24 protein-coding genes are annotated in these 22,387 nt (G+C 65.7%); 3 read left to right on the forward strand and 21 right to left on the reverse strand.

The features are described 5' to 3' along the window. Positions 1 to 25 precede the first annotated feature (25 nt). Both IPP91_08730 and IPP91_08735 read right to left on the reverse strand, forming a co-directional pair. Complete coding sequence (locus IPP91_08730; protein MBL0142151.1) at positions 26 to 583, reverse strand: c-type cytochrome; 558 nt, start codon at positions 581 to 583, stop codon at positions 26 to 28. A 409-nt stretch (positions 584 to 992) separates the two neighbouring features. Further along, positions 993 to 1,913, reverse strand: coding sequence for a LysR family transcriptional regulator (locus tag IPP91_08735; GenBank protein ID MBL0142152.1), 921 nt, complete (start codon positions 1,911 to 1,913; stop codon positions 993 to 995). A gap of 167 nt (positions 1,914 to 2,080) precedes the next feature. On the opposite strand from IPP91_08735, the gene IPP91_08740 reads away from it, so the two are divergent. Beyond that, positions 2,081 to 2,458, forward strand: coding sequence for a hypothetical protein (locus tag IPP91_08740; protein MBL0142153.1), 378 nt, complete (start codon positions 2,081 to 2,083; stop codon positions 2,456 to 2,458). A 22-nt stretch (positions 2,459 to 2,480) separates the two neighbouring features. Beyond that, positions 2,481 to 2,879 carry a hypothetical protein gene (locus IPP91_08745; GenBank protein MBL0142154.1) on the forward strand — a complete coding sequence of 133 codons (399 nt, stop codon included), beginning with the start codon at positions 2,481 to 2,483 and terminating at the stop codon, positions 2,877 to 2,879. A gap of 15 nt (positions 2,880 to 2,894) precedes the next feature. Here the strand turns inward: IPP91_08745 and glmS are convergent, their stop codons facing one another. Together glmS and IPP91_08755 are read right to left on the reverse strand one after the other, a co-directional pair. Further along, entirely contained in the window at positions 2,895 to 4,724 is a 1,830-nt protein-coding gene (gene glmS, locus IPP91_08750; protein MBL0142155.1) for a glutamine--fructose-6-phosphate transaminase (isomerizing), read from the reverse strand. Positions 4,725 to 4,933: 209 nt separating this feature from the next. Beyond that, positions 4,934 to 6,052, reverse strand: a complete 1,119-nt coding sequence (locus IPP91_08755) for a CHASE2 domain-containing protein (protein ID MBL0142156.1) — start codon at positions 6,050 to 6,052, stop codon at positions 4,934 to 4,936. 71 nt (positions 6,053 to 6,123) lie between these two features. Between IPP91_08755 and IPP91_08760 the strand changes: the two genes are divergently transcribed. Beyond that, positions 6,124 to 6,774 (forward strand): Crp/Fnr family transcriptional regulator, encoded by a 651-nt coding sequence (locus IPP91_08760; GenBank protein MBL0142157.1) that lies wholly within the window; start codon positions 6,124 to 6,126, stop codon positions 6,772 to 6,774. 73 nt (positions 6,775 to 6,847) lie between these two features. Here IPP91_08760 and glmU read toward each other — a convergent pair whose 3' ends face one another. The 17 genes from glmU to mnmE all read right to left on the reverse strand — a co-directional run bounded on the left by glmU (position 6,848) and on the right by mnmE (position 22,381). Further along, positions 6,848 to 8,215: a bifunctional UDP-N-acetylglucosamine diphosphorylase/glucosamine-1-phosphate N-acetyltransferase GlmU gene (gene glmU, locus IPP91_08765; GenBank protein MBL0142158.1), complete on the reverse strand. Its 1,368-nt coding sequence runs from the start codon at positions 8,213 to 8,215 to the stop codon at positions 6,848 to 6,850. 214 nt (positions 8,216 to 8,429) lie between these two features. Then, complete coding sequence (locus IPP91_08770) at positions 8,430 to 8,852, reverse strand: F0F1 ATP synthase subunit epsilon (GenBank protein MBL0142159.1); 423 nt, start codon at positions 8,850 to 8,852, stop codon at positions 8,430 to 8,432. A 6-nt stretch (positions 8,853 to 8,858) separates the two neighbouring features. After that, positions 8,859 to 10,280: a F0F1 ATP synthase subunit beta gene (gene atpD, locus IPP91_08775; GenBank protein MBL0142160.1), complete on the reverse strand. Its 1,422-nt coding sequence runs from the start codon at positions 10,278 to 10,280 to the stop codon at positions 8,859 to 8,861. 39 nt (positions 10,281 to 10,319) lie between these two features. Further along, positions 10,320 to 11,195 carry a F0F1 ATP synthase subunit gamma gene (atpG, locus tag IPP91_08780; protein MBL0142161.1) on the reverse strand — a complete coding sequence of 292 codons (876 nt, stop codon included), beginning with the start codon at positions 11,193 to 11,195 and terminating at the stop codon, positions 10,320 to 10,322. 109 nt (positions 11,196 to 11,304) lie between these two features. Beyond that, the gene (locus IPP91_08785; GenBank protein ID MBL0142162.1) at positions 11,305 to 12,846 is read right to left on the reverse strand and encodes a F0F1 ATP synthase subunit alpha; all 1,542 of its coding nucleotides are present in this window, start codon (positions 12,844 to 12,846) and stop codon (positions 11,305 to 11,307) included. A gap of 28 nt (positions 12,847 to 12,874) precedes the next feature. Continuing rightward, positions 12,875 to 13,411 carry a F0F1 ATP synthase subunit delta gene (locus IPP91_08790; protein MBL0142163.1) on the reverse strand — a complete coding sequence of 179 codons (537 nt, stop codon included), beginning with the start codon at positions 13,409 to 13,411 and terminating at the stop codon, positions 12,875 to 12,877. Between the two features lie 8 nt (positions 13,412 to 13,419). Further along, positions 13,420 to 13,890, reverse strand: a complete 471-nt coding sequence (locus IPP91_08795; GenBank protein MBL0142164.1) for a F0F1 ATP synthase subunit B — start codon at positions 13,888 to 13,890, stop codon at positions 13,420 to 13,422. Between the two features lie 28 nt (positions 13,891 to 13,918). Then, the gene (gene atpE, locus IPP91_08800; GenBank protein MBL0142165.1) at positions 13,919 to 14,185 is read right to left on the reverse strand and encodes a F0F1 ATP synthase subunit C; all 267 of its coding nucleotides are present in this window, start codon (positions 14,183 to 14,185) and stop codon (positions 13,919 to 13,921) included. 56 nt (positions 14,186 to 14,241) lie between these two features. Further along, positions 14,242 to 15,090 (reverse strand): F0F1 ATP synthase subunit A, encoded by an 849-nt coding sequence (gene atpB, locus IPP91_08805; protein ID MBL0142166.1) that lies wholly within the window; start codon positions 15,088 to 15,090, stop codon positions 14,242 to 14,244. Between the two features lie 4 nt (positions 15,091 to 15,094). Then, the gene (locus IPP91_08810; protein MBL0142167.1) at positions 15,095 to 15,439 is read right to left on the reverse strand and encodes a hypothetical protein; all 345 of its coding nucleotides are present in this window, start codon (positions 15,437 to 15,439) and stop codon (positions 15,095 to 15,097) included. A gap of 138 nt (positions 15,440 to 15,577) precedes the next feature. Further along, entirely contained in the window at positions 15,578 to 16,462 is an 885-nt protein-coding gene (locus IPP91_08815; GenBank protein MBL0142168.1) for a ParB/RepB/Spo0J family partition protein, read from the reverse strand. Next, positions 16,455 to 17,237 carry a ParA family protein gene (locus IPP91_08820; GenBank protein ID MBL0142169.1) on the reverse strand — a complete coding sequence of 261 codons (783 nt, stop codon included), beginning with the start codon at positions 17,235 to 17,237 and terminating at the stop codon, positions 16,455 to 16,457. The genes IPP91_08815 and IPP91_08820 overlap by 8 nt, the downstream gene beginning before the upstream one ends. Beyond that, positions 17,237 to 17,863 carry a 16S rRNA (guanine(527)-N(7))-methyltransferase RsmG gene (rsmG, locus tag IPP91_08825; protein MBL0142170.1) on the reverse strand — a complete coding sequence of 209 codons (627 nt, stop codon included), beginning with the start codon at positions 17,861 to 17,863 and terminating at the stop codon, positions 17,237 to 17,239. Before rsmG ends, IPP91_08820 begins: the two co-directional genes overlap by 1 nt. Beyond that, positions 17,860 to 19,767 (reverse strand): tRNA uridine-5-carboxymethylaminomethyl(34) synthesis enzyme MnmG, encoded by a 1,908-nt coding sequence (mnmG, locus tag IPP91_08830; protein MBL0142171.1) that lies wholly within the window; start codon positions 19,765 to 19,767, stop codon positions 17,860 to 17,862. The genes rsmG and mnmG overlap by 4 nt, the downstream gene beginning before the upstream one ends. Before the next feature lie 108 nt (positions 19,768 to 19,875). Continuing rightward, positions 19,876 to 20,703, reverse strand: coding sequence for a dienelactone hydrolase family protein (locus tag IPP91_08835; GenBank protein ID MBL0142172.1), 828 nt, complete (start codon positions 20,701 to 20,703; stop codon positions 19,876 to 19,878). Between the two features lie 27 nt (positions 20,704 to 20,730). Continuing rightward, the gene (locus IPP91_08840; GenBank protein MBL0142173.1) at positions 20,731 to 21,045 is read right to left on the reverse strand and encodes a hypothetical protein; all 315 of its coding nucleotides are present in this window, start codon (positions 21,043 to 21,045) and stop codon (positions 20,731 to 20,733) included. Between the two features lie 10 nt (positions 21,046 to 21,055). After that, entirely contained in the window at positions 21,056 to 22,381 is a 1,326-nt protein-coding gene (gene mnmE / locus IPP91_08845; GenBank protein ID MBL0142174.1) for a tRNA uridine-5-carboxymethylaminomethyl(34) synthesis GTPase MnmE, read from the reverse strand. Positions 22,382 to 22,387: the final 6 nt, after the last annotated feature.

Genomic DNA, 22,387 nt, shown 5'->3' on the forward strand with positions numbered 1-22,387 from the left:
CCCCCAATGGTCTTGTGCATGGCGCTCACATCCCCGCCATGAATTCGGCGGCAGCCTTGATCTCTTCCTCGGTCAGGCGCTCGGCCACGACGCGCATGACGCGGCCCTTGTCGTTGTTGCGCGCCCCGCTCTTGAAATCCATCATTTCCTTGATCGCATAGGCCTGGTGCTGCCCGGCGATGCGAGGGTAGCGGTCGTTGCCCAACCCGTTGTCGAGGTGGCAGCCGGCGCAGGCGGGAACGCCCGTCGCCTCGTTGCCGTCCGTGAACAGCTTGCGGCCTGCGGTTGCGAGGGCCGCGTTCTCCACCTTTCCCGGCGCCTGCTTCTGCGCGGCGAAATGGGCGGTCAGGGCGGGAATGTCGCCGGATTTCACGTTGGCAAGCGTCGGCGCCATGGTGTCGCTCTTGCGCTTTCCGGCGATGAAATCGTTGAGCTGCTTGGCGATGTACGAAGGCTGCTGGCCTGCAAGCTTCGGAAACATGGGCACGACGCTGTTGCCGTCGGCCGCGTGGCAGGGGGAACACAGGGTGAGCGCAAGCTGTCCCGCGTCGTCGGCCACGGCGTGCGCAGCCACGAACGCCACTGCAAGTGGGATAAGGACACGCCTCGCCAACCGGCTGCTGCCGGTCGCCTCGTTCAACCGCATCGCGAACTCCCCCTCTAGAGCCCACATGGGCGCCCACACCAGGAGAGGCGCGATTTCCCCGGGGTGTGTGGCGTCTTTCTTATTGTTTTCAGCTTCCTCGGAAGAGCCTACCGGGGGGTATGCGAATAACCTTGAACCAGTTCAAGAAATGACTAACGGTCTTTGGCCGGCATTCCAGCCTGGGGTGCGGCTCAGCCCGATTTGCCGCTTCGGCGCCGACGGGGGTATTCCTGTCCCGAGCGACCTCGAGGTTTGGTGTGCGTGCCGTCGCTGCCGTGCTGTCTTGCACTGCCCCCCGCAACCGAACCAGGAATACATCCTGCCCACCTCTACCGGGGAAGGCCGTTCACCCCTTCACCACTTCGCGCGTCACTTCCTGGAGGAGCTTGCGCAGGAAGCGATGGCCGGGGTCGCGGTCACGGCCCTCGTGCCACATGAGCCTCACCGGCACTTCGCCGCTGCGAGGCGCGCCCGTCACTATCTGCAGCCCCAGCCTGCTGCGCCCCATCTGCGCCATGCTCGCGGGAATGAGGCCCAGCAGATCCGAGGTGGCCGTGACCATGAAGATCTCGAGAATTTCCGACACCTCGAGTTCATGGCGAAGCCCCAGTTCCTGCAAGTCACCCATCGCATCGAGGAGTCTGCCGGCGTCCATGCGCGGCCGAAGGCGAACGAATGCATGCTCGCGCAGGGCCTTGGGCGTCGCACGGCCGCGCAGGACGGGATGGCCCTTCCTCGCCGCGACGACCAAGCTATCCCGGAAGAGCGTCTCATGCCGAAAGTGCTCTCCGTCTGCCGGCAGCCAGTCGATGGACGCGTCCACCCGTCCCTCACGCAGCGCCTGCCCCAACCCGGTCGGTCGCGACTGGGTGTTGAACGAGACGCTCACGCCCGGAGCTGCCTTGCCAAGCCGGTCGAGGAGCCGGACCGCGATCATCGGCCCCAGCGGATGCGGAATAGCCACGCCGAAGTGGCGACCGGAGGTCACGGGGTCGAAGCCTCGCGTTTCGGTCACCGCCTCCCGGACGAGCCCCAGGGCGGGCTGCGTTCTCGCGTAGATCGCCTCTGCCGTGGACGTGGGCGTGACGCCACGCGCATGGCGCACGAAAAGCTCGTCCCTGAACAGCACGCGCAGCCGCGCAAGCGCATGGCTCACGGCGGACTGCGTGATCGAAAGGCGGATGGCCGCCTTCGACAGGCTCCTTTCCTCGTACGCGGCCTCGAACACCGGGAGCAGGTTGAGATCCACGGATCGCATGTTGAGCATGGCTCATATCTTTCATATGACTTCTTCAGTATCTCAAATATATCACCGGCTTCAAAATGGGGGCATCCGGCACGCAACCGGCAGGTGTTTGGCGAGCCGAAGCAACCACGGGCTCACGGCAATCGAGTGCGGGTGCCCGATACATGACAAATGAGGAGTTGGCAGAAATGAAGATGATCATGAAGGCGCAGCCGTTCGAGCCCGCCAGGTACGACGGATGGCACATCCTCACGCCCGCGAACGGGCCGGTCGAGGACGCTGGCGAAGACGCGCATTCCGTGATGGCAGCACTCCCGTTGTGGCTGGCCAGCGATCACGAATTCGCCAGGACCCCCGAGGCGCTCAAGGAGTTCAAGCGTCACCTGGCGGAATTCGTCAGGCGGAACAAGGCGACAATCCGCGCCAGGCGGATCGTCATCAACCTGTATGACGCTCCCCGCCCGCTGCCGTTCGACTACGTCAAGGCGATACAGCAGGCCTTCGTGAAGAGCGCGCCGGACAGGATCGTCGACCACGTGGTCATCTACACGAACCTGCTCGCGTGAGTCGAATCCGGCGCAGTCAGGCATGAAGGTCACTCTTGTCGCCAGGGAGTTCGCGCCGGACCGGTACAAGGGCTGGCATGTTCTCACCGCGGCAGGCGCCGGTGCTTCGTCCGGGGAGGTCGAAGCGCGAGCACGGAACGCGCCCGAGCTGCCTGCCTCGGTGACCGCTCTCCCGCCATGGTTGATCTGCGACCACGGCTATGCCCGGACGCCGATCGCGCTCGAGGAATTCCGGACCTATCTCGCGCTTTTCATCGAAATGAATCGAACCCGGTTCCATGCCTCGAAGGTCGTCATCAATCTGGGCGGGGCGCCGCGCCCTCTGCCATCCGGCTACGTGGAGGCGATCGAGGACGTGTTCCTCAGCAAGGCGCTCCACGGATCGATCCGGGAGGTGAAGATCTACACGGACCTCGCCTGAGGGCAGGGTCCGGAGCTACTCGACCGTCACGCTCTTCGCGAGGTTCCGGGGCTTGTCGACATCCGTGCCCCGCTTGAGGGCCGTGTGGTAGGCGAGGAGCTGCACGGGGATCGTGTGCACGATCGGAGACAGGAGGCCTGCATGCCGAGGCGTGCGGATCACGTGCACGCCCTCGCTCTCGGAGAAATGGCTGTCTAGGTCGGCAAAGACGTAGAGCTCGCCGCCGCGCGCGCGCACCTCCTGCATGTTGCTCTTCACCTTCTCCAGCAGCGAGTCGTTGGGCGCGATCACGACCACCGGCATGGAGGAATCGACGAGGGCAAGGGGGCCGTGCTTGAGTTCGCCTGCCGCGTACGCCTCGGCATGGATGTAGGAGATTTCCTTCAGCTTGAGCGCCCCCTCCAGCGCAACGGGATAGTGCAGCCCGCGGCCGAGGAAAAGGGCGTGCTCGTGGGTGGCGAAGCGCTCGGCCCAGGCCTGGATCTGCGGCTCCAGGTTCAGTGCGTGCTGGATGCTGCCGGGCACGAAGCGAAGCTGCTCGATGGCGCCAGCCTCGGTCTTCGCGTCGAGCAGGCCCCGCGCCTTGGCGAGCGCCAGCGTGAGGGTGAAGAGGGAGACGAGCTGCGTGGTAAAGGCCTTGGTGGAGGCGACCCCGATCTCCATGCCGGCGCGCGTGTAGAAAACGAAGCGCGAGGCGCGTGGAATGGCGCTTTCCTGCACGTTGCAGATTGAAAGCGTGTACTCGTGCCCCAGCTCCCTGGCGCGCTTCAGGGCCTCCATCGTATCGAGCGTCTCGCCCGATTGCGAGATCGTGACCACGAGCTGCCTCGGGTTGGGGATCGAGTCGCGATAGCGGTATTCGTGTCCCAGCTCCACATTGCACGGCACCCTGGCGATCGACTCCAGCCAGAAGCGCGCGACCAGGCCCGCGTAATGGCTGGTGCCGGAGGCCAGGATGAGGACCGCATCGATGTCGCGAAATGCCGCCATCGCGCCCTTGCCGAAGAGACCGTCCACGTCGATGCCGCCGTCGATCACCGCCTCCAGCGTGTCGGCGACGGCTCGGGGCTGTTCGTGGATCTCCTTCTGCATGTAATGGCGGTAGGGGCCAAGGTCGACTGCATCCGCCGATAGGGCACTCACCCGTTCCGTCCGGATGGCGGGCTTGCCGGCGGCGTCCACGACCTCGACGCCGCTGCGGCGGATGGCCACCACGTCGCCATCCTCGAGGTACATCACGCGTCGCGTCTCGGAGACGATCGCGGAGACGTCGGAGGCCAGGAAGTTCTCGCCCTCCCCCAGGCCCACCACCAGCGGGCAGCCCATGCGCGCACCGGTAACCGTGCCCGGCTCCGTAACCGCCACGACACCGATGGCGTAAGCCCCGCGCAGATCCGCCGCCGCTTTCTGCGTGGCCCGGAAGAGATCGCCGGTCGCCTTGTAATAGTGGTGAACCAGATGCGCGATGACCTCCGTGTCGGTTTGCGAGTCGAAAGCGTAGCCCAGGGCCTTGAGTCGCGCGCGCTGCTCCTCGTGGTTCTCGATGATGCCGTTGTGCACGACGGCGAGCTCGTCGGAGGAGACGTGGGGATGGGCATTGGGTTCGGTGACGCCCCCGTGGGTGGCCCAGCGCGTGTGGGCGATGCCGATGATGCCGGCCAGGTTCTCGGCCCGCGCGGCGCTTTCCATCTCCGCGACCCGGCCGACGCGGCGCACACGCCGGATGCCGCCGTCCAGGATGGCGATTCCCGCGGAATCGTAACCGCGGTATTCGAGGCGCTTGAGTCCTTCCGTCAGGAGGGGGACGACGTTGCGACTGGCGATGGCACCGACGATTCCGCACATGACAGCGATTTTCTCACGAAAAACGAAGCCCTCCGCGGCATCGCCGCGAAGGGCTCAAGGCAGGCGTCGATCTCTTGGCCTCACATCGCCCTGCCGATGACGGGATGAGGAGGAGGCCCGTGCATCTGGGAACCACTGTACGTCGCTGCCGTGGACGGCACCGCGAGGTGCTTCACACCCCGGATGCCGAATATCGGACAAGACCCGGCTCAGGAGCGTTCCCCGGAGCTCTGCGAAGTGCGGCCCAGGATGCGGCTCGCAAGCACGGCCGCCAGCAGGGTGGCCAGGGGAGCGGCCAAGGGGACATACCAGCCCAGCCGCAACGCGAGGAGGGCCGAGGCACAGGCGCCGGCAGCGACCAGCACACCCACCGCCGGCGCGGCGCAGGCCGCAACGAGCGCCATCGCGGCGATGGCAAGGACGATCGCCGGCAGTGGCAGTTCCTCCACGGGGCGCCCGTGCAGCAGCGTCCGCACGCTTTGCGCGTGCGCGAGCACCGCGGGGGGCTCCGCCGAGGGCGGCTCCCACCCGGCCAGCGACAGCGGCTGGGGCACTCGATCATCCGGCCCCGCCACCTGCGAAACGAACACGATGCGGCCCCGGAACAGCCGTGCCAGGGCCTCGTCGTCGCGGATCTCGAGGAGGCGCCTCGCGGGCAGCATTCGGTACGCGGGGCCGAGCCCGTAGTCGATGATCCCCGGAGCGCAGTGTCCGCCAAGCACTTCGCACAGCCAGCCCGCGGACGTCGGCCACTCGCCCTGCTGCGTCGGAAGCGTGAGGCCTACCTGCCTCACCCGTCCGTCCTCGTCACGAGGCAGGATCGTGAAGACGAGCGAGCGCGGATCCACGCCACGAAGCAGGGGTTCGTGGATGGGAACCACCTCCCGCCGCGAATCGACCCCCATGCCGATTGCAAGCGGCGCTGCAGCCTGGGCCACGGACAGCGCCGTGGCCAGCGCATCGTCCCAACCCGGCGCTGCCGCCTCCAGCGATGTCCGGGGCAGCGTCACAAGCAGGGCGATGGCCCGCGGGCTTCCCCGCGCAATTCGAACCAATACGTCCGGCAGCTTTCGCAGGGCAGGGCCCAGCGGATCGACCTCGGGCGATACCGCTGACGCATCGTCGAGACCCACGACGAGGATGTCATCGGGGGCCTGCGTGGGGCCGAATGCGCGCAGGATCCCGAAACCCGCATCGAGCGCGGCCAGGCTCGCTTGCGCGCCCCACGGCGAAAGGTGCATTGCAAGGCCGGCAAGCGCCAGGAGGGCCGCCGTGAGGATTGCCGCGAGCGAGGACGGCTGGATGCGGACAGGCGGTGTGCGGGACATGGAACGCATCTTAACGGGCCGGGGCGCGAGTGCTAGACTCGCCGCACCCTTGCACCGGAGTGAGCGCGACCATGACCGGCGAGCCCCCCAGTCCAGCCCAGTTGGCCGCGATCGCCGATGCGTTCGTGCGCGAGCTGGCCACCCTGGGTCGCGTGCGCAGCTACCCGAAGAACACGGTGTTCATCACCGAGGGCGATTCGAGCGATGCCGTCTTCGTCATCCTGTCCGGGCGAGTGAAGGCCTTCGTGTCCGACTCGGAGGGCCACGAGCTCATCCTCAACACCCAGGGCCCCGGAGATTACGTGGGCGAGATGGCGCTCGACGGCAAGGCGCGCTCCGCCTCTGTCATCACGCTCGAGCCCACCACCTTTTCGGTCGTGCAGCGCGAACCGCTGCGCGAGGCCATCCGCAGGAATCCCGACTTCGCCTTGATCATGATCTCCAAGGTGATCGAGCGGGCCCGCGAGGCGACCGACAACGTGAAGAACCTCGCGCTGCTCGACGTTTACGGCCGGGTGGCGCGGCTGCTCCTCAACATGGCGGTCGAGTCGGACGGCAAGCTGCGCATTCCGGAGAAGATCACGCAGCAGGAAATTGCCGAGCGCGTGGGCGCCTCGCGCGACATGGTGAGCCGCATCTTCCGCGACCTCACCGTCGGCGGCTACATCAGCGTCGAGAACCGCATCGTCACGATCAACAAAAAGCCGCCTGCGCGTTGGTAGGGGCCGGGGAAGGCGTTGGGCCGGACGACGAGCCGCCGGTCAGCGCCGGCGCGCATCGAAATGCCGGGGGAACTTACTTCTTCGGCCGCTTCCACTCCGGCCTGGTGACTTGCTTGGCCTCGGTGATGGTAAGTCCGCCCGGGGGAGCGTCTTTCGTGATCGTGGCGCCGGCGCCGATGGTGGCGCCCTTGCCGATGGTTACCGGTGCCACCAGCTGCACGTCGGAGCCGATGTGCACGTCATCCTCGATCACCGTGCGGTGCTTGTACTCGCCGTCGTAATTGCAGGTGATGGTGCCCGCGCCGATATTGACGTCCTTGCCGACGGTGGCGTCGCCCACGTAGGCGAGGTGATTGGCCTTGCTCCCGCGGCCGATCGAGCTCGCCTTCACTTCGACGAAGTTGCCGATGTGCACTTCGTCCGCGAGCTCGGTGCCGGGGCGGATGCGGGCGTAGGGGCCGATGCGCGCGTTGCTGCCCACGCTCGCCTCCTCGAGCAGGCAGAAGGGCCGGATCTCGGTGCCTTCGCCCACGGTTACGCCGCGCAGGATGCAGTGGGCGCCGACCTTCACGCCGTTGCCCAGGGTCACCCGTCCCTCGAAGATGCAGTTCACGTCGATGGCGACGTCGCGCCCGCAAACCAGCTCCCCGCGCACATCGATGCGCTCGGGGTCGGCCAGCGTCACGCCGGCGTCGAGCAGGGCTTGGGCACGGTCCATCTGAAGCAGCCTTTCGAGGCGGGCCAGCTCGCGCTTGGAATTCACGCCGAGGCATTCGGTAGGCGATTGCGGACGCCGCACCGCGACCGGAAAGCCCTCGGCAACCGCGGCTGCCACGATGTCGGTCAGATAATACTCGCCCTGGACGTTGTCGTTCTTCAGGCCCGCGAGCCATGATTTCAGCTTCGCAAACGGCGCGGCGACGATGCCGGTATTCACCTCCCGGATGGCGCGCTCCGCATCGGTTGCATCGCGTTCCTCGACGATGCGCGCCACGCGCCCGGAGGGGTCGCGCACGATCCGGCCGTAACCCTTCGGGTCTTCCGCCTCCTGCGTGAGGAGGGCCAGCTGGTTCTGCGCCGCCGCGTCCACGAGCGAGCGCAGCGTTCCGGTGGCGATTCGGGGCACGTCGCCGTAAAGGACGAGCACGACCCCCCTTTCCTCGAGCTTCGGCAGGGCCTGCATGACGGCGTGCCCGGTCCCGAGCTGCCGGTCCTGGAGCACCCACACGACATCGGGCGCGCCCAGGTGGAGGGCGACCGTTTCGCCACCATGGCCGATCACGACCGCCAGGCGCGTCGGGGCGAGGCGGCGGGCCGAATCGAGCACATGGAGCAGCATCGGGCGGCCAGCCAGCGGATGCAGCACCTTGGGCAGGTTCGAATGCATGCGCTTGCCTTGCCCGGCGGCGAGGATGACGACCTGGAGGGACTGAGTGGTCATGCGCGATCGGGGCCGCAGTGGGGTAGGCAAATAAAAAGGGCAGGATCCGAGGATCCTGCCCGAATGTGTTGCGCCTCTAAATCAAGGAGTTTCGTGATCCCCCCCTGGACCCCAACGACAGTCCCGGCTCGGGGCTCGTCGCTTCGGTCCTACCTCTACGACGTGAGACAAAACTCATTTTACCACAAGGACACGTTACCTTGCGACCGGCCGGCTAGCGCATCTGGCGGAGCTTGCGAATGGCGGCAAGCTGCGCGACGGACTCGGCGAGCACCGCCTGGGCCTCGGCAATTTCCATCTGGCCCGTGCGATTGGTGATCGCCTCTTCGGCCGCGCGCTTGGCTTCGAGCGCCTTGGCCTCGTCGAGATTCTCGGCGCGCACGGAAGTATCGGCCAGGACCGTCACCACATGGGGCTGGACTTCCATCATGCCGCCCGAGACGTAGATGATCTCCTCCCGGCTCTCCCCGGGAATCTTGATGCGCACCGTCCCCGGCTTGATGCGCGTGAGGAGCGCGGCGTGCTCGGGAAGTATCCCGAGCTCGCCCGCTTCGCCCGGGGCGATGACCATCTCGGCTTCTCCCGAGAAGATCGCCTGCTCGGCGCTGACGATATCGACGTGAAGGGTCTTGGCCATGGGGGCTTATTGCAGCGTCTTGGCCTTCTCGAAGGCCTCTTCGATCTTGCCGACCATGTAGAAGGCCTGCTCGGGGAGGCTGTCGCACTCGCCTTCCACGATCATCCGGAAACCCTTGATCGTGTCCTTGAGCGTGACGTACTTGCCGGGCGAGCCGGTGAACACCTCCGCCACGTGGAACGGCTGCGACAGGAAGCGCTGGATCTTGCGGGCGCGCGACACCGCGAGCTTGTCCTCGGGCGAGAGCTCATCCATGCCGAGGATCGCGATGATGTCGCGCAGTTCCTTGTATTTCTGCAGCACCGCCTGCACGGCCCGCGTGGTGTCGTAGTGCTCCTCGCCGACCACGTGCGGGTCGACCTGGCGCGAAGTGGAGTCCAGCGGATCCACGGAGGGATAGATGCCCAGTGCCGCGATGTCGCGCGACAGGACGACCGTGGCGTCCAGGTGGCCGAAGGTCGTGGCCGGCGACGGGTCCGTCAAGTCGTCGGCAGGAACGTACACCGCCTGGATCGAGGTGATCGAGCCCGTCTTCGTGGAGGTGATTCGCTCCTGAAGGCGACCCATCTCCTCCGCGAGCGTCGGCTGGTAGCCCACCGCAGAGGGCATGCGGCCGAGCAGCGCCGACACTTCGGTGCCCGCCAGCGTGAAGCGGTAGATGTTGTCGATGAACAGCAGGATGTCCCGGCCCTCATCACGGAAGCTCTCGGCCATGGTCAGGCCCGTGAGCGCCACGCGAAGGCGGTTGCCCGGAGGCTCGTTCATCTGCCCGAACACCATCGCGACCTTGGACTGCGACAGGTCCTCCTGCACGATGACCTTCGCGTCCGACATCTCGTGGTAGAAGTCGTTGCCTTCGCGGGTGCGCTCGCCGACGCCCGCGAACACCGACAGCCCCGAGTGCTGGGTCGCGATGTTGTTGATGAGCTCCAGCATGGTCACGGTCTTGCCCACGCCGGCGCCGCCGAACAGGCCGATCTTGCCACCCTTGGCGAAGGGGCAGATGAGATCGACCACCTTGATGCCCGTCTCGAGAAGCTCCACGGACGGCGAGAGCTCATCGAATTTCGGCGCAGGAGCGTGGATCGAGCGGCGTTCGTCGGTTTTCACCGGGCCGCGCTCGTCGATGGGTCGGCCGAGCACGTCCATCACCCGGCCGAGAGTGCCGGGACCGACGGGCACCGAAATGGGCGCGCCGGTGCCCTTCACCTTCATGCCGCGGCGCAGTCCGTCGGAAGACCCCATCGCGATGGTGCGCACGATGCCGTCGCCCAACTGCTGCTCGACCTCGAACGTGAGGCCCTTCTCCGCGAAGGAGTCCGCCTCCTCGACGAGCGTCAGCGCGTCATACACCCTGGGCATATTCTCGCGGGGAAACTGGATATCGATCACCGCGCCGATGCACTGGACGATCCTGCCTTCTGCCATCTGGGTCGCACTCATGTTGGGTTCCCGTAAGTCGAATCTTCAGACCGCTGCCGCGCCGCCGACGATCTCCGAGAGTTCCTTGGTGATCGCCGCCTGGCGGGACTTGTTGTGGATAAGGGTGAGTTCGTCGATCACGTTCAGGGCGTTGTCGCTAGCCGCCTTCATCGCGACCATCCGCGCCGACTGCTCGCTCGCGATGTTTTCCGCGAGCGCCTGGTAGACGATGGCCTCGAGGTAGCGGCGCAGGAGCTGCTCGAGCACGTCCTTGGCGTCCGGTTCGTAGAGGTAATCCCAGCCGCCACGCGCCGTCGGGTCGGTTGCCTGAAGGCGGTCCGCCGCAAGCGGGAGAAGCTGCTCGATCACGGGCTCCTGCTTCATCGTGTTGATGAAGCGAGTGTAGACCACGTAAACCGCCCCGATCTCGCCCTTCATGTAGGCCTGGATCAGCACGCGGCCCGGGCCCACGAGCTTGTCCAGGTGCGGCGTGTCGCCGTACTGGATGAGGTGCGAAACGATCTTCCCGCCGAAGCGCTGCAGGAACGCGAACCCCCGGTTGCCGAACACGGTGAACTGGAGCTTGCGGCCCTCGTCCTGCCATTCCTTCGCCTTGTTCGTGAGCAGTCGCAGCGCATTCGTGTTGAGGCCGCCGCACAGGCCCTTGTCTGTGGTGACGAGGACAACGCCCACGTCCTTCGCGTTCTCGTTCTTCACGAGAAAGGGGTGGCGATACTCCGGGTTCGCGTTCGCGAGGTGCGCAGCGATGTTCCGGATCTTGTCGCCGTAGGGGCGCGCGTGGCGCATGCGCTCCTGCGCCTTCCTCATCTTGGAGGCCGCGACCATCTGCATGGCCTTGGTGATCTTGCGCGTGCTCTGCACGCTCTTGATCTTGTTCCGGATTTCCCTGGAGCCTGCCATCGAAGTCGTCCTGGTTTCCCTTGCTTTGCCGAAGCCCTACGCGCTTTGCGCTTCTGCGCGTCGAGCGGCGTGAATCGTCCGCACCAACACGGTTGCCGATGCCGCCAGTCTAGTAGCTGCCGTTCTTCTTGAAGTCCCTGATGGCATCGTGAAGCTTCGCCTCGTCGTCCTTCGACAGGTCCTTCGTGGACTCGATGCGCTCGACAAGGTCGCCGTTCTTTTCCTTGATGTAGTCGCGCATCGCGCGCTCCGCGGACAGCGCCTTCGCCACCTCGATGTCGTCGAAGTAGCCGTTGGTCACGGCGAAGAGCGTGATCGCCATCTCCCAGACCTGAAGGGGCTGGTACTGCGGCTGCTTCATGAGCTCGGTCACCATGCGGCCGCGGTCGAGTTGCTTGCGCGTGGCTTCGTCGAGGTCGGAGGCAAACTGCGAGAACGCCGCGAGTTCGCGGAACTGCGCGAGAGCCAGGCGTACGCCGCCGCCGAGCTTCTTGATGACCTTGGTCTGCGCGGCGCCGCCCACTCGGGATACAGAGATGCCCGCGTTGATGGCCGGGCGGATCCCGGCGTTGAAAAGATCCGTCTCCAGGAAGATCTGGCCGTCCGTGATCGAGATCACGTTGGTGGGCACGAACGCCGACACGTCGCCGGCCTGCGTCTCGATGACCGGAAGCGCCGTGAGGGACCCGGTCTTGCCCTTGACCGCCCCCTTGGTGAACTTCTCGACATACTCCTCGTTCACGCGGGCGGCGCGCTCGAGAAGGCGGGAGTGCAGGTAGAACACGTCTCCGGGGTAGGCTTCACGGCCCGGCGGACGCCGCAACAGCAGCGAGATCTGGCGGTACGCCCAGGCCTGCTTCGTGAGGTCGTCGTAGATGATGAGCGCGTCCTGCCCGCGGTCGCGGAAGTACTCGCCCATCGTGCAGCCGGAATAGGGCGCGATGTATTGCATGGCTGCGGGATCGGAGGCGGCGGCAGCCACAATGATGGTGTAGGCCATCGCGCCGTGCTCCTCGAGCTTCCTCACCACGTTCGCAATCGTGGAGGCCTTCTGGCCGACCGCAACGTAGATGCAGAAAAGATCCTTGCCCTTCTGGTTGATGATCGTGTCGATGGCCACGGCGGTCTTCCCCGTCTGACGGTCACCGATGATGAGTTCGCGCTGGCCGCGGCCGATGGGAACCATCGAGTCGATGGCCTTCAGACCCGTCTGCACCGGCTGCGAAACGCTCTTGCGCCAGATCACGCCTGGTGCGACCTTCTCGATCGGCTCTGTCATCTTCGCGTCGATCGGGCCCTTGCCGTCGATGGGCTGGCCCAGCGAGTTGACGACGCGACCGATGAGTTCGGTGCCGACCGGCACCTCGAGGATGCGGCCCGTGCACTTGACGGTGTCGCCTTCCGAGATGTGCTCGTAGGTGCCGAGCACCACGACGCCGACGGAGTCCCGCTCCAGGTTCAGCGCCATGCCGAACGTGTTTCCCGGGAATTCGAGCATCTCGCCCTGCATCACGTCCGTGAGGCCGTGCACCCGGCAGATGCCGTCTGTCACCGAGATCACCGACCCCTCGGTGCGCTTTTCGGCGGCCACCTGGAGGTTCTGGATCTTCGACTTGATGAGTTCGCTGATTTCAGCCGGATTGATTTGCATGTGGGGCTCCGAATACGGGTGTCTGCGGTCAGCGAGCGAGCGCCGCCGCCATCTGTGCGAGCGCGTCGCGCATCGAGGCATGGATCACCTCGTCGCCGACGTGGACGCGGGCGCCGCCGATGAGGGCGGCGTCGATTTCTACCGTTGCCTCGACCTTGCGGCCGTACTTGCGGGCAAGCGATGCCACGAGGTCGTCGCGTTCCGCCTCGGAGAGCGGGCGGGCGCTCACGATGCGCGCCTTGAGAACGTTCTCGTGCGCGCGCTTCAGGGATTCGAACTGTGCCGAGATCTCGGGCAGCAGCACCGCGCGCGTGCCGTCAACGAGGATCGTCACGAGGTTCCTGACATGCAATGAAAGTTTCTCGCCGCCCACCCCGAAGAGGAGCTCGAGCTTCTGCGCACGCGAAAATCGCGGATTCCCGAGGAGATCGGCCATCTGCGGGTCCGCGACGATGGCCCCCGCGAGCAGGAGCCCGTCGGACCAATCCGCGAGATCCTTCGTCTCCAGCGCGGAGCGGAACGACGCTTCGGCATAGGGGCGGGCAAGGGTGGCGATTTCTGCCATGGCGCCTCCTAGAGCTGGGCCTTCAACTTGCTGAGCATCTCGGTGTGCGCCCTTGCGTCCACCTCGCGCTGCAGGATCTTCTCCGCGCCAGCGATGGCGAGTGCCGCAACCTGTTCGCGCAACTCCGCCTTTGCCTTGGCGACTTCGGAGGCAATCTGTTCCCGGGCGCCGGTGATGATGCGGTCGGCCTCGACCTTGGCGGCAACCTTCGCCTCCTCGACGATCTGACCTGCCCGCTTCTCGCTTTCGCCCAGCACGCCCGAGGCGCGCGCGCGCGCTTCCTGCACCGCGGCGTTCCCCTTGCGCTCGGCGTCCACCAGCGCTGCCTTTCCCTTCTCGGCCGCGGCCAGGCCGTCGGCGATGCGCTTGTTGCGCTCGTCGATGGCGCGGTTGAGCGGCGGCCAGATGAATTTGACCGAAAACCAGATGAGGCATGCGAACGACAGCGCCTGGACGAACAAGGTCGCGTTGATGTTCATGGCGAACGACCCTTCCGTTAGGCCCGGATTACTTGATGACCGACAGGAGCGGGTTCGCGAATCCGAAGAACATCGCGATACCGACGCCGATCAGGAACGCCGCGTCGATGAGGCCGGCGAGCAGGAACATGAACTTCTGCAGTTGCGGGATCAGCTCGGGCTGCCGGCCCGCGGCCTCCAGGAACTTGGAGCCCATGATGCCGATGCCGATGCAGGCGCCGAAGGCGCCCAGCCCGATGATGATGCCGATGCCGAGCGCCGTGTAGCCTTGGACGAGGGCGAGGAACTGAGCCATTGTTTTTTCCTTTCGGAGGTACGGGTGTTGAAGTTGAAAAGGTGAACCGGGGCGTTTCAGTGGTGCTCGTGGGCCATCGCGATGTACACGACCGACAGCACCATGAAGATGAATGCCTGCAGCAGGATGATCAGGATGTGGAAGATCCCCCAGCCCAGGGTGAGGACGCTCGCGGCGCCGCCGGCGAGGAGCCCTCCGGCCGAGAAGCTCGCGATGCTCGCCAGGAGCCCGAGCAGCATGAAGATGAGCTCGCCCGCGTACATGTTCCCGAACAGCCGCATGGCGAGGGACACCGGCTTCGCCAGCAGTTCGATGAGGTTGAGGACGAAATTCGGTATCCACAGAAGAGGGTTGGACCCGAAGGGCGCCGTGAAGAGCTCGTGCAGGAAGCCGCCGGCGCCCTTGACCTTGACGCTGAAGAACAGCATCAGGAACAGAACCGAGAAGCTCATGGCGAAGGTGGCGTTCAGGTCCGTCGAAGGCACGGGCTTCCAGTGCGAAGTGTGCTCGGGCCTGCCCAGGAGATGGTGGTTCACCAGCTCCGCCGTGCCCGATACCCAGTCGAGCGGCAGCAGGTCCATGAGGTTCATCATGAACACCCAGGTGAAAATGGTCAGCGCAAGGGGGCCCAGGAAGGCGCGTGAGCCCGGAAACACATCGCGAACGGTTCCGTCCACGAACTCGAAGAACATCTCGATGAAGGATTGCAGCCGCCCCGGCACCTCGGCCGTTGCGCGGCTGGCCACCATCCAGATGAGCCCAAGGCCCACGAGGCCCAGCACCCAGGACATGATTATCGTGTCGAGGTTGAGGGTCCAGAAGCCGCCCTCCCCGATCGTCACCTTGAGGTTGGCGAGGTGATGGGCGATGTATTCGGGCGGCGTTAGGGAAGCTTCGGCGGTCATTCGCTCAATTTCTTTTCACTAGCGCGAACAGCGAAGCCGTCCACGCGATGCAAAATCCGATCACCACGGCGCCTGGCGCCGCACCCGCCGCCTCCAGCCCGGACCAGCCGGAAAGCAGCGATACGAGGCTAACCAGTGACACGGCCCACTTCACCGCCTCCGCGACGACCAGGACCCGAAGAGCCTGCCATGGCGTCGGCGCCGGGCGGTTGCGCCACTTCAGGACCCCGGTGAATGCCAAGGTGCCCGCCAAGGCGGCCGTGCCTCCGGAGAGCGCGGCAATGGCGCTTTCCCACCCACCGAACACAAGGCTTGCTGCAGCGCAGCATGCCACCAGCCCGGCCTGCACCAGAACCTGCCGCCGGCCGTCGAATATCGCGGACGCCGGCGCAGGCTTTGGACTTGGGCGCGGTGACGACAAACTTGTAAATTCTAGCCCGGAAGAGTCCATGGGGTCAAAACTTGCGGCAACGCAATATGGGCCGGTTCAACGGCGCTTCAACCGGGAAACAATACCGTCCAGCTGTTCGAGGCTCGAGAAACCGATGACCAGGCTGCCGCGCCCGCCGTGGCGCGATTTCACCGTCACCAGCGCACCCAGGGACTCCGAAAGCTCCTCCTGAAGTCGCCGCGTGTCGGCGTCAAGGCGGGGGCTGGAAGACTTCGCGTGCGCCTTGGGCATGGTTGCGGCGTTCTGCACCAGCCGTTCCGTTTCGCGAACGGACAGGCCCTTGCCGGCCACCTGCTCGGCCAGCTCGACCTGTTTCGCCTTGCCGACACCGAGCAGCGCCCGTGCATGACCCATGTCCAGGCGACCTTCGAGCAGCATGTCCTGCACGGCCTTCGCCAGCTCGAGCAGGCGCAGCAGGTTCGTCACGGCGCTTCGGGAGCTTCCAACCGCCTTCGCCGCGTCCTCATGCGTGAGGTGGAACTCGTCGATGAGGCGCTTGAGGCCGGCGGCCTTGTCGATGGGGTTGAGGTCTTCGCGCTGGATGTTCTCGATGAGGCCGATGCCGAGGGCCGCGTCGTCCGCAACTTCCCGCACCAGGGCGGGAACGCGCTCAAGACCCGCGAGTTGCGCTGCACGCCAGCGGCGCTCGCCGGCGAGGATCTCGTAGCCGCCGTCGTCTACCGAACGCACGATGATCGGCTGGATGACGCCGCGGACGCGGATCGAGTCGGCCAGTTCGGCGAGCGAGGCCTGGTCCATCCGCGTTCGCGGCTGATACCGGCCCGGCTTGAGCGCACGCACCGAAAGCTCGGCGAATTCGCCTCCCGGCTTTGCCTTCGATCCGCCGCCCAGCAACGCGTCCAGGCCGCGGCCGAGTCCCTTGTGCTTGGCTGTCATGACGCGCAGTTCCTTGTCAGGCATTCGGGCTCACCGGATGACCGGCGCGCTCGAGAAGTTCACGGGCAAAGGCAAGGTGCGCGCTGGCGCCCCTCGAGGCCGGATCGTGCAGGAGCACAGGCTTGCCGAAGGAGGGCGCCTCGGCGATACGGATGTTGCGCGGAATCACGGTATCGAAAACCTTGGCGCCGTAGTGGCGCTTCAGCTCGTCCGAAACCTGCACCGTGAGCGTGCTTCGCGGGTCGTACATGGTTCTCACGAGTGCCTCGATCTCGATTCCCGGATTCAGGTTCTGCTTCACCTTGCGAAGCGTTCCGACGAGATCCGAGAGTCCTTCGAGCGCGTAGTACTCGCACTGCATGGGGATGATCACCGCATCGGCGGCGGTGAAGCCGTTCACCGTGAGCATGTTGAGTGCGGGCGGACAGTCGATCACCACGTAGTCGTAGTCGGCGAGCACGGGGGCCAGCGCCTCGCGCAGGCGGTACTCACGACGCTCGACCGCAATCAGCTCGACCTCCGCGCCGGCCAGCTCGCGATTTGAGCCAACCACATCGTAGCCACCCTCGACGCGCACCGTCGCGTCTGACACGCCGCACTCGCCCAGCAGGAGCCCGTAAACGCTTCGCTCGAGGGCCGACTTGTCGACGCCACTGCCCGTCGTCGCGTTGCCCTGCGGATCGAGATCCACGAGCAGGACCCGACGGCCGTAATGCGCGAGGCTCGCCGAGAGGTTCACCGCGACGGAAGTCTTGCCGACGCCGCCCTTCTGGTTGGCAATCACGTAGGTGCGGGCCATCAGGCGGCTTTCAGAATGACCAGGTGACGTTGGACATCGAGCGTCGGCACGCGCAGCTCGACGATGTTCTCGACGCGGTGGGAGGCGGGCACCCTTGCGATTTCCTCGAAGGGATACACCCCTTTCATGGCGAGCATCGCGCCGCCAGGCGCCACGAGGTGATTCGCCTGCGCGACGAAATCCGCAAGCTCCGCGAAGGCGCGCGATACCACGATGTCGAAAAGCGCCGGCGGATGCCATTTCTCGACGCGCTCGCAGGCCACCTCGACATTGGGCAGTGCCAGCTCGGCTTTCGCCTGCGTGAGGAACGTGGCTTTCTTGTGGCTCGCGTCAAGGAGCGTCACGCAGAGTTCGGGGCATGCGATGGCGAGTGGAATTCCCGGCAGGCCCGCGCCCGCGCCCACATCGAGAATCGTCCCCGCGCTGCGGACGTGCGGAAGCACCGAGAGGCTGTCGAGGAGGTGCAGCACGACCATCTGGCTCGGCTCGCGCACGGCGGTCAGGTTGTGCACCTTGTTCCATTTCTCGATGAGAAGAAGGTAGGCAATGAGCTTCGCCTGCGCAGCCGCGTCGAGCGTGATGCCCATCGCCTCGAGGCCTTCGGCCAGGCGGGCGTCGATCGTCATGCGCTTCTCTCTTCGGCGCGTGCACGGTCGGCAAGCGTGCGCCGTTTGAGGTGCACGAGCAGCAGCGATATCGCCGCCGGCGTCACGCCCTGGATGCGGGCAGCCTGGCCCAGGGTCTCGGGGCGGTGCTGAGTGAGTTTCTGCTGCACTTCCTTCGAAAGCCCGCGCACCGAGGAGTAATCGAGGTCAACGGGCAGCGCCAGAGTTTCCTGTGCCAACTGGCGCGTGACCTCTTCTCGTTGCCGCTCGATATAGCCGGCGTACTTGGCAGCGATTTCGACTTGTTCGGCAACAGACGAATCCACAACCCCCTCGCCAGCATTGGGGAAAGACAACAGTGAGCGATAACCGACATCGGGACGGCGAAGCAGGTCGAAGAGCGAATATTCGCGTTCGATCGGTTGGCCGAGAACGCGGACCTGATCGGCGTCGGGGATACGTCCCGGATGCGCCCAGGTTGCCTTGAGTCGGGCGGTTTCGCGTTCGATCGCCTCCCGCTTGGTGCTGAACGCTTTCCACCGCCCGTCGTCCACGAGTCCGAGCTTGCGGCCGGATTCCGTCAGGCGAAGGTCCGCATTGTCCTCGCGAAGCTGCAGCCGGTATTCCGCCCGGCTGGTGAACATGCGGTACGGCTCCGATACGCCTCTCGTGACAAGGTCGTCGACCAGCACGCCCAGATAGGCTTCGTCTCGGCGCGGGCACCAGCCGGCGTGGCCGCGCTCGAAGAGGGACGCGTTGATTCCGGCCAGGAGACCTTGGGCTGCCGCTTCCTCGTAGCCCGTTGTGCCGTTGATCTGCCCGGCGAAGAAAAGCCCGGCAATCGCCTTGGTCTCGAGCGTCGACTTCAGGCCGCGGGGATCAAAATAGTCATATTCGATGGCGTAGCCGGGCCGCATGATATGCGCGTTCTCGAGCCCCGGAATGGAACGCACCAGCGCCAGCTGGACATCGAAGGGCAGGCTGGTCGAGATGCCGTTGGGGTAATACTCGTGGGTCGTGAGCCCCTCGGGCTCGAGGAAGATCTGGTGGCTCGCCTTGTCCGCGAACCGGTGGATCTTGTCCTCGATGGACGGGCAGTAGCGTGGGCCCACCCCCTCGATCACGCCGGTAAACATGGGTGACCGGTCAAGGCCACCGCGAATCACCTCGTGGGTCGCTTCGTTCGTGTGGGTGATCCAGCAGGGGAGCTGGCGAGGGTGCCAATTGCGCGAGCCGAGGAACGAAAAGACGGGTTCGGGGCTATCCCCGGGTTGCTCCGCACAGCGGGAGAAATCAATGGTCCGGCCATCCAGCCGCGGCGGCGTGCCGGTCTTCAGTCGCCCGACAGGCAGTGACAGCTCCCTCAGCCTCGCCGCGAGCGACAGCGAGGGCGGGTCGCCGGCGCGCCCGGCAGAATAACTCTCCAGGCCCACATGGATGAGCCCGCCGAGAAAAGTGCCCGCCGTCAGGACCACCGCTGGCGCATGAAACCGCAGGCCGATGGCCGTGACGGCGCCTGCTACGCGATCGCCTTCGACGATCAGGTCATCGACCGCCTGCTGAAAGAGCCAGAGATTGGGCTGGGTCTCCAGGCGCCGCCGGATAGCGGCGCGGTAAAGGATGCGGTCGGCCTGCGCACGCGTGGCGCGTACGGCAGGGCCCTTGCTGGCATTCAGCGTGCGGAACTGGATGCCCGCCTCATCGGTAGCCAGCGCCATGGCGCCACCCAGCGCATCCACCTCGCGCACCAGGTGTCCCTTGCCGATGCCGCCAATCGAGGGGTTGCACGACATCTGGCCGAGCGTCTCGATCGCGTGCGTGAGCAGCAGCGTGCGCGAGCCGGCCCGAGCCGCGGCAAGCGCAGCCTCCGTGCCGGCGTGGCCACCGCCGACGACAATCACGTCGAAACGGTTCGGGAAGTCCATGAGGTGGGTCGGCTGCCGGATCGCATCCGGCGGCGGCGGAAAAGCGAATCGCGAATTCTACGGGAAAAGCCCTGCCCAACCTAGTGAGGTTCCACGTGGAACAGGGAGCTAGCGGTTCCGCTCTTCAAGCCAGCCCGTCGTTCGGGCAATGGCCTTGTCCCGAGCTTCCCGATTCGTTCCCACGGTGGCGCCGCGCCCGGCCGCCCGGTTCGGGTTACGCACTTCGGACCGCTCCCGAATGGGCTGATCGAGGCGATCGAAGCTATGGAAGGCGCCGGGGTACACATCGATCTCGACCAGCCCTTGGGGCGCTTTTCCCGCAAGCGCCTCGCAATGGTGCGCCGGGGTCCAGTCGTCGGCTCCGCCGGACTGGATGAGAAGAGGTGCCGTCGGCCGGAATTCCGTCCGGGCGAGTGCCGCACACCCCGGATAGAACGCCACCGCCGACCGGAATCGAGGTCCGCCAGCCTCGCGCCCGGGCGCATCCGGTCGAAGCACGTGCAAGACCGCCATGGCGCCATTGGACCAGCCCATGACATGAATATGGCCCGGATCAACATCCTTGCGCGAGGCAAGCCAACCCAGGGCTGCGTAGGCATCCTTTGGCCGGTCCCGGGTTTCAGAGACCTTCCGGTGTATCTGCGTGCAGATTTCCCTTTCCCCGCGCGGGCCGAAACTGTCGAGGAGAAGAGTGACATAGCCTCGGCTCCTGAAATGCTCCGCCCAGAAGACGAAGCTCGCCGTCGGTTCGCCGGACTTGGCCCAGAGACCGGTGCATCCATGCAGCATGACTATGGCCGGGAAGGGGCCTTCGCCCGCCGGACGGTAGAGTCGTCCCGCCAACTCCAGGCCCGGGCCCGGAAACGCGACCGCAACACCACCAGCCCAAGCGAAGCCGGCCAGCCCCGCGGCAAAAGCGGCCAGTACTTGTTTCACGTGGAACCGTCCCCGCATCCTGCTTTTCTACCGGAAGTCGGAGGGACGCCGCGACACACAATAGCTGTAGCCGAGCGCAGCGAGTTCTTCTTCGGAAAGATGGGGCGCACGCGAAGCCGACAGAAGCATATGCGCCTGAACTCCTTCCAACCAGGAATCCGGCACCTTCTTCACCTGTATGGCCGGGTCGATATTGACGCGCAACGCGTAAACGATGGTGCGCGCGGTTTGCGAGGTGGCGGAGCGACAGGTGCGCTTCACGTTCTCGCTCACTTCCTGTGCCGCGACGGGTTTCGTCCCGAGAACCGCGAAAATCGCAATCAATGTCGCGAGAAGCTTCATGGTTGTTCCCCTATTTCCCGATGCAGAACCGGCTGAAAATCTCCCCCAGGAGTTCGTCTGGCGTCACTTCACCCGTGATCGAACCCAAGTCTTCCTGCGCCAGCCTCAAATCTTCCGCAAACAATTCAATGACTTGCATATTATTCTCGAAGGCAGCCGCCAACTGCGTCGACGCTGCGCGCAATGCCGCGAGGTGCCGCTCCCGCGCCAGAAACACGCCTTCGGACGACGGGCGCCAACCCGCCACTTCCAGCAGCCAGGCCCGAAGCGCGGCTACCCCCTCGCCCGTTTTCGCGGAAAGCCGGAAATCCGTTTCCGAACCATGCGCCACGCGCTCGGCCGCCACTCCGGCGAGGTCGATCTTGTTCGTCACCCGTGCGATCGCCAGGCCCGGCGGCATCAACGAAAGGATACGGGACTCCTGATCACGTTCGCCTTGCGTGGCGTCACTGATCAGTATCGCCGCTCCCGCTTTCCCGATGGCTTCCCAGGTGCGCGCGATCCCGATTCGCTCGACCTCGTCACCCGATTCCCGCAGCCCCGCGGTGTCGATCAGGTGAATCGGGACACCCTCGAGGAGGATGGTGGCGCGGACATAGTCCCGGGTGGTGCCCGGCACAGGCGTGACGATCGCCACCTCCTCTCCCGCCAACCGGTTGAGCAGGCTCGACTTGCCCACGTTCGGACGCCCCACGAGCACGACCGTGAGCCCCTCGCGCAGAACAGCCCCCTGCAAAGCCTCGCAGAGAAGCCCCGCAAGATCGGTTCGAATCGCCGCAAGCGCGGCGCGCTGCGACAAGCGGTCCGCGGGATCGATCTCCTCCTCCGGAAAGTCGATGCAGGCCTCCACATGCATTCGCAGGCGTGTGAGCGCACCGACAATCGTCTCGACGCGCGCCGAGAACTCCCCGGCAAGCGAACGTGCAGCGCTCCGAGCGGCCTCCGCGCTCGAGGCGTCGATCAGGTCGGCCACGCTTTCTGCCTGTGCCAGGTCGAGGCGTTCGTTCATGAACGCACGCCGCGTGAACTCGCCGGGTTCCGCGAGACGCGCACCGAGCGCAATGCACTGCCGCAGGATCTCGCGCAACACGACCGGGCCGCCATGGCCCTGCAACTCGAGCACGTCCTCGCCGGTGTACGAATGCGGGGCGGGGAAGAAAAGCACGATGCCCTCGTCGAGAAGGGCCCCCGATAATCCCCGGAACCGCGACAGCGTCGCGCGCCGGGCTTCAGGGATGCCTCCGGTGACACCCGTGGCGATACCGCCCGCGAGAGGGCCGGAAACGCGCACCACGCCGATACCGCCGCGACCTGGTGCCGTCGCGACGGCCGCGATCGTGTC

It is taken from the genome of Betaproteobacteria bacterium (genome assembly GCA_016720855.1).
Lineage (GTDB): Bacteria > Pseudomonadota > Gammaproteobacteria > Burkholderiales > Usitatibacteraceae > FEB-7.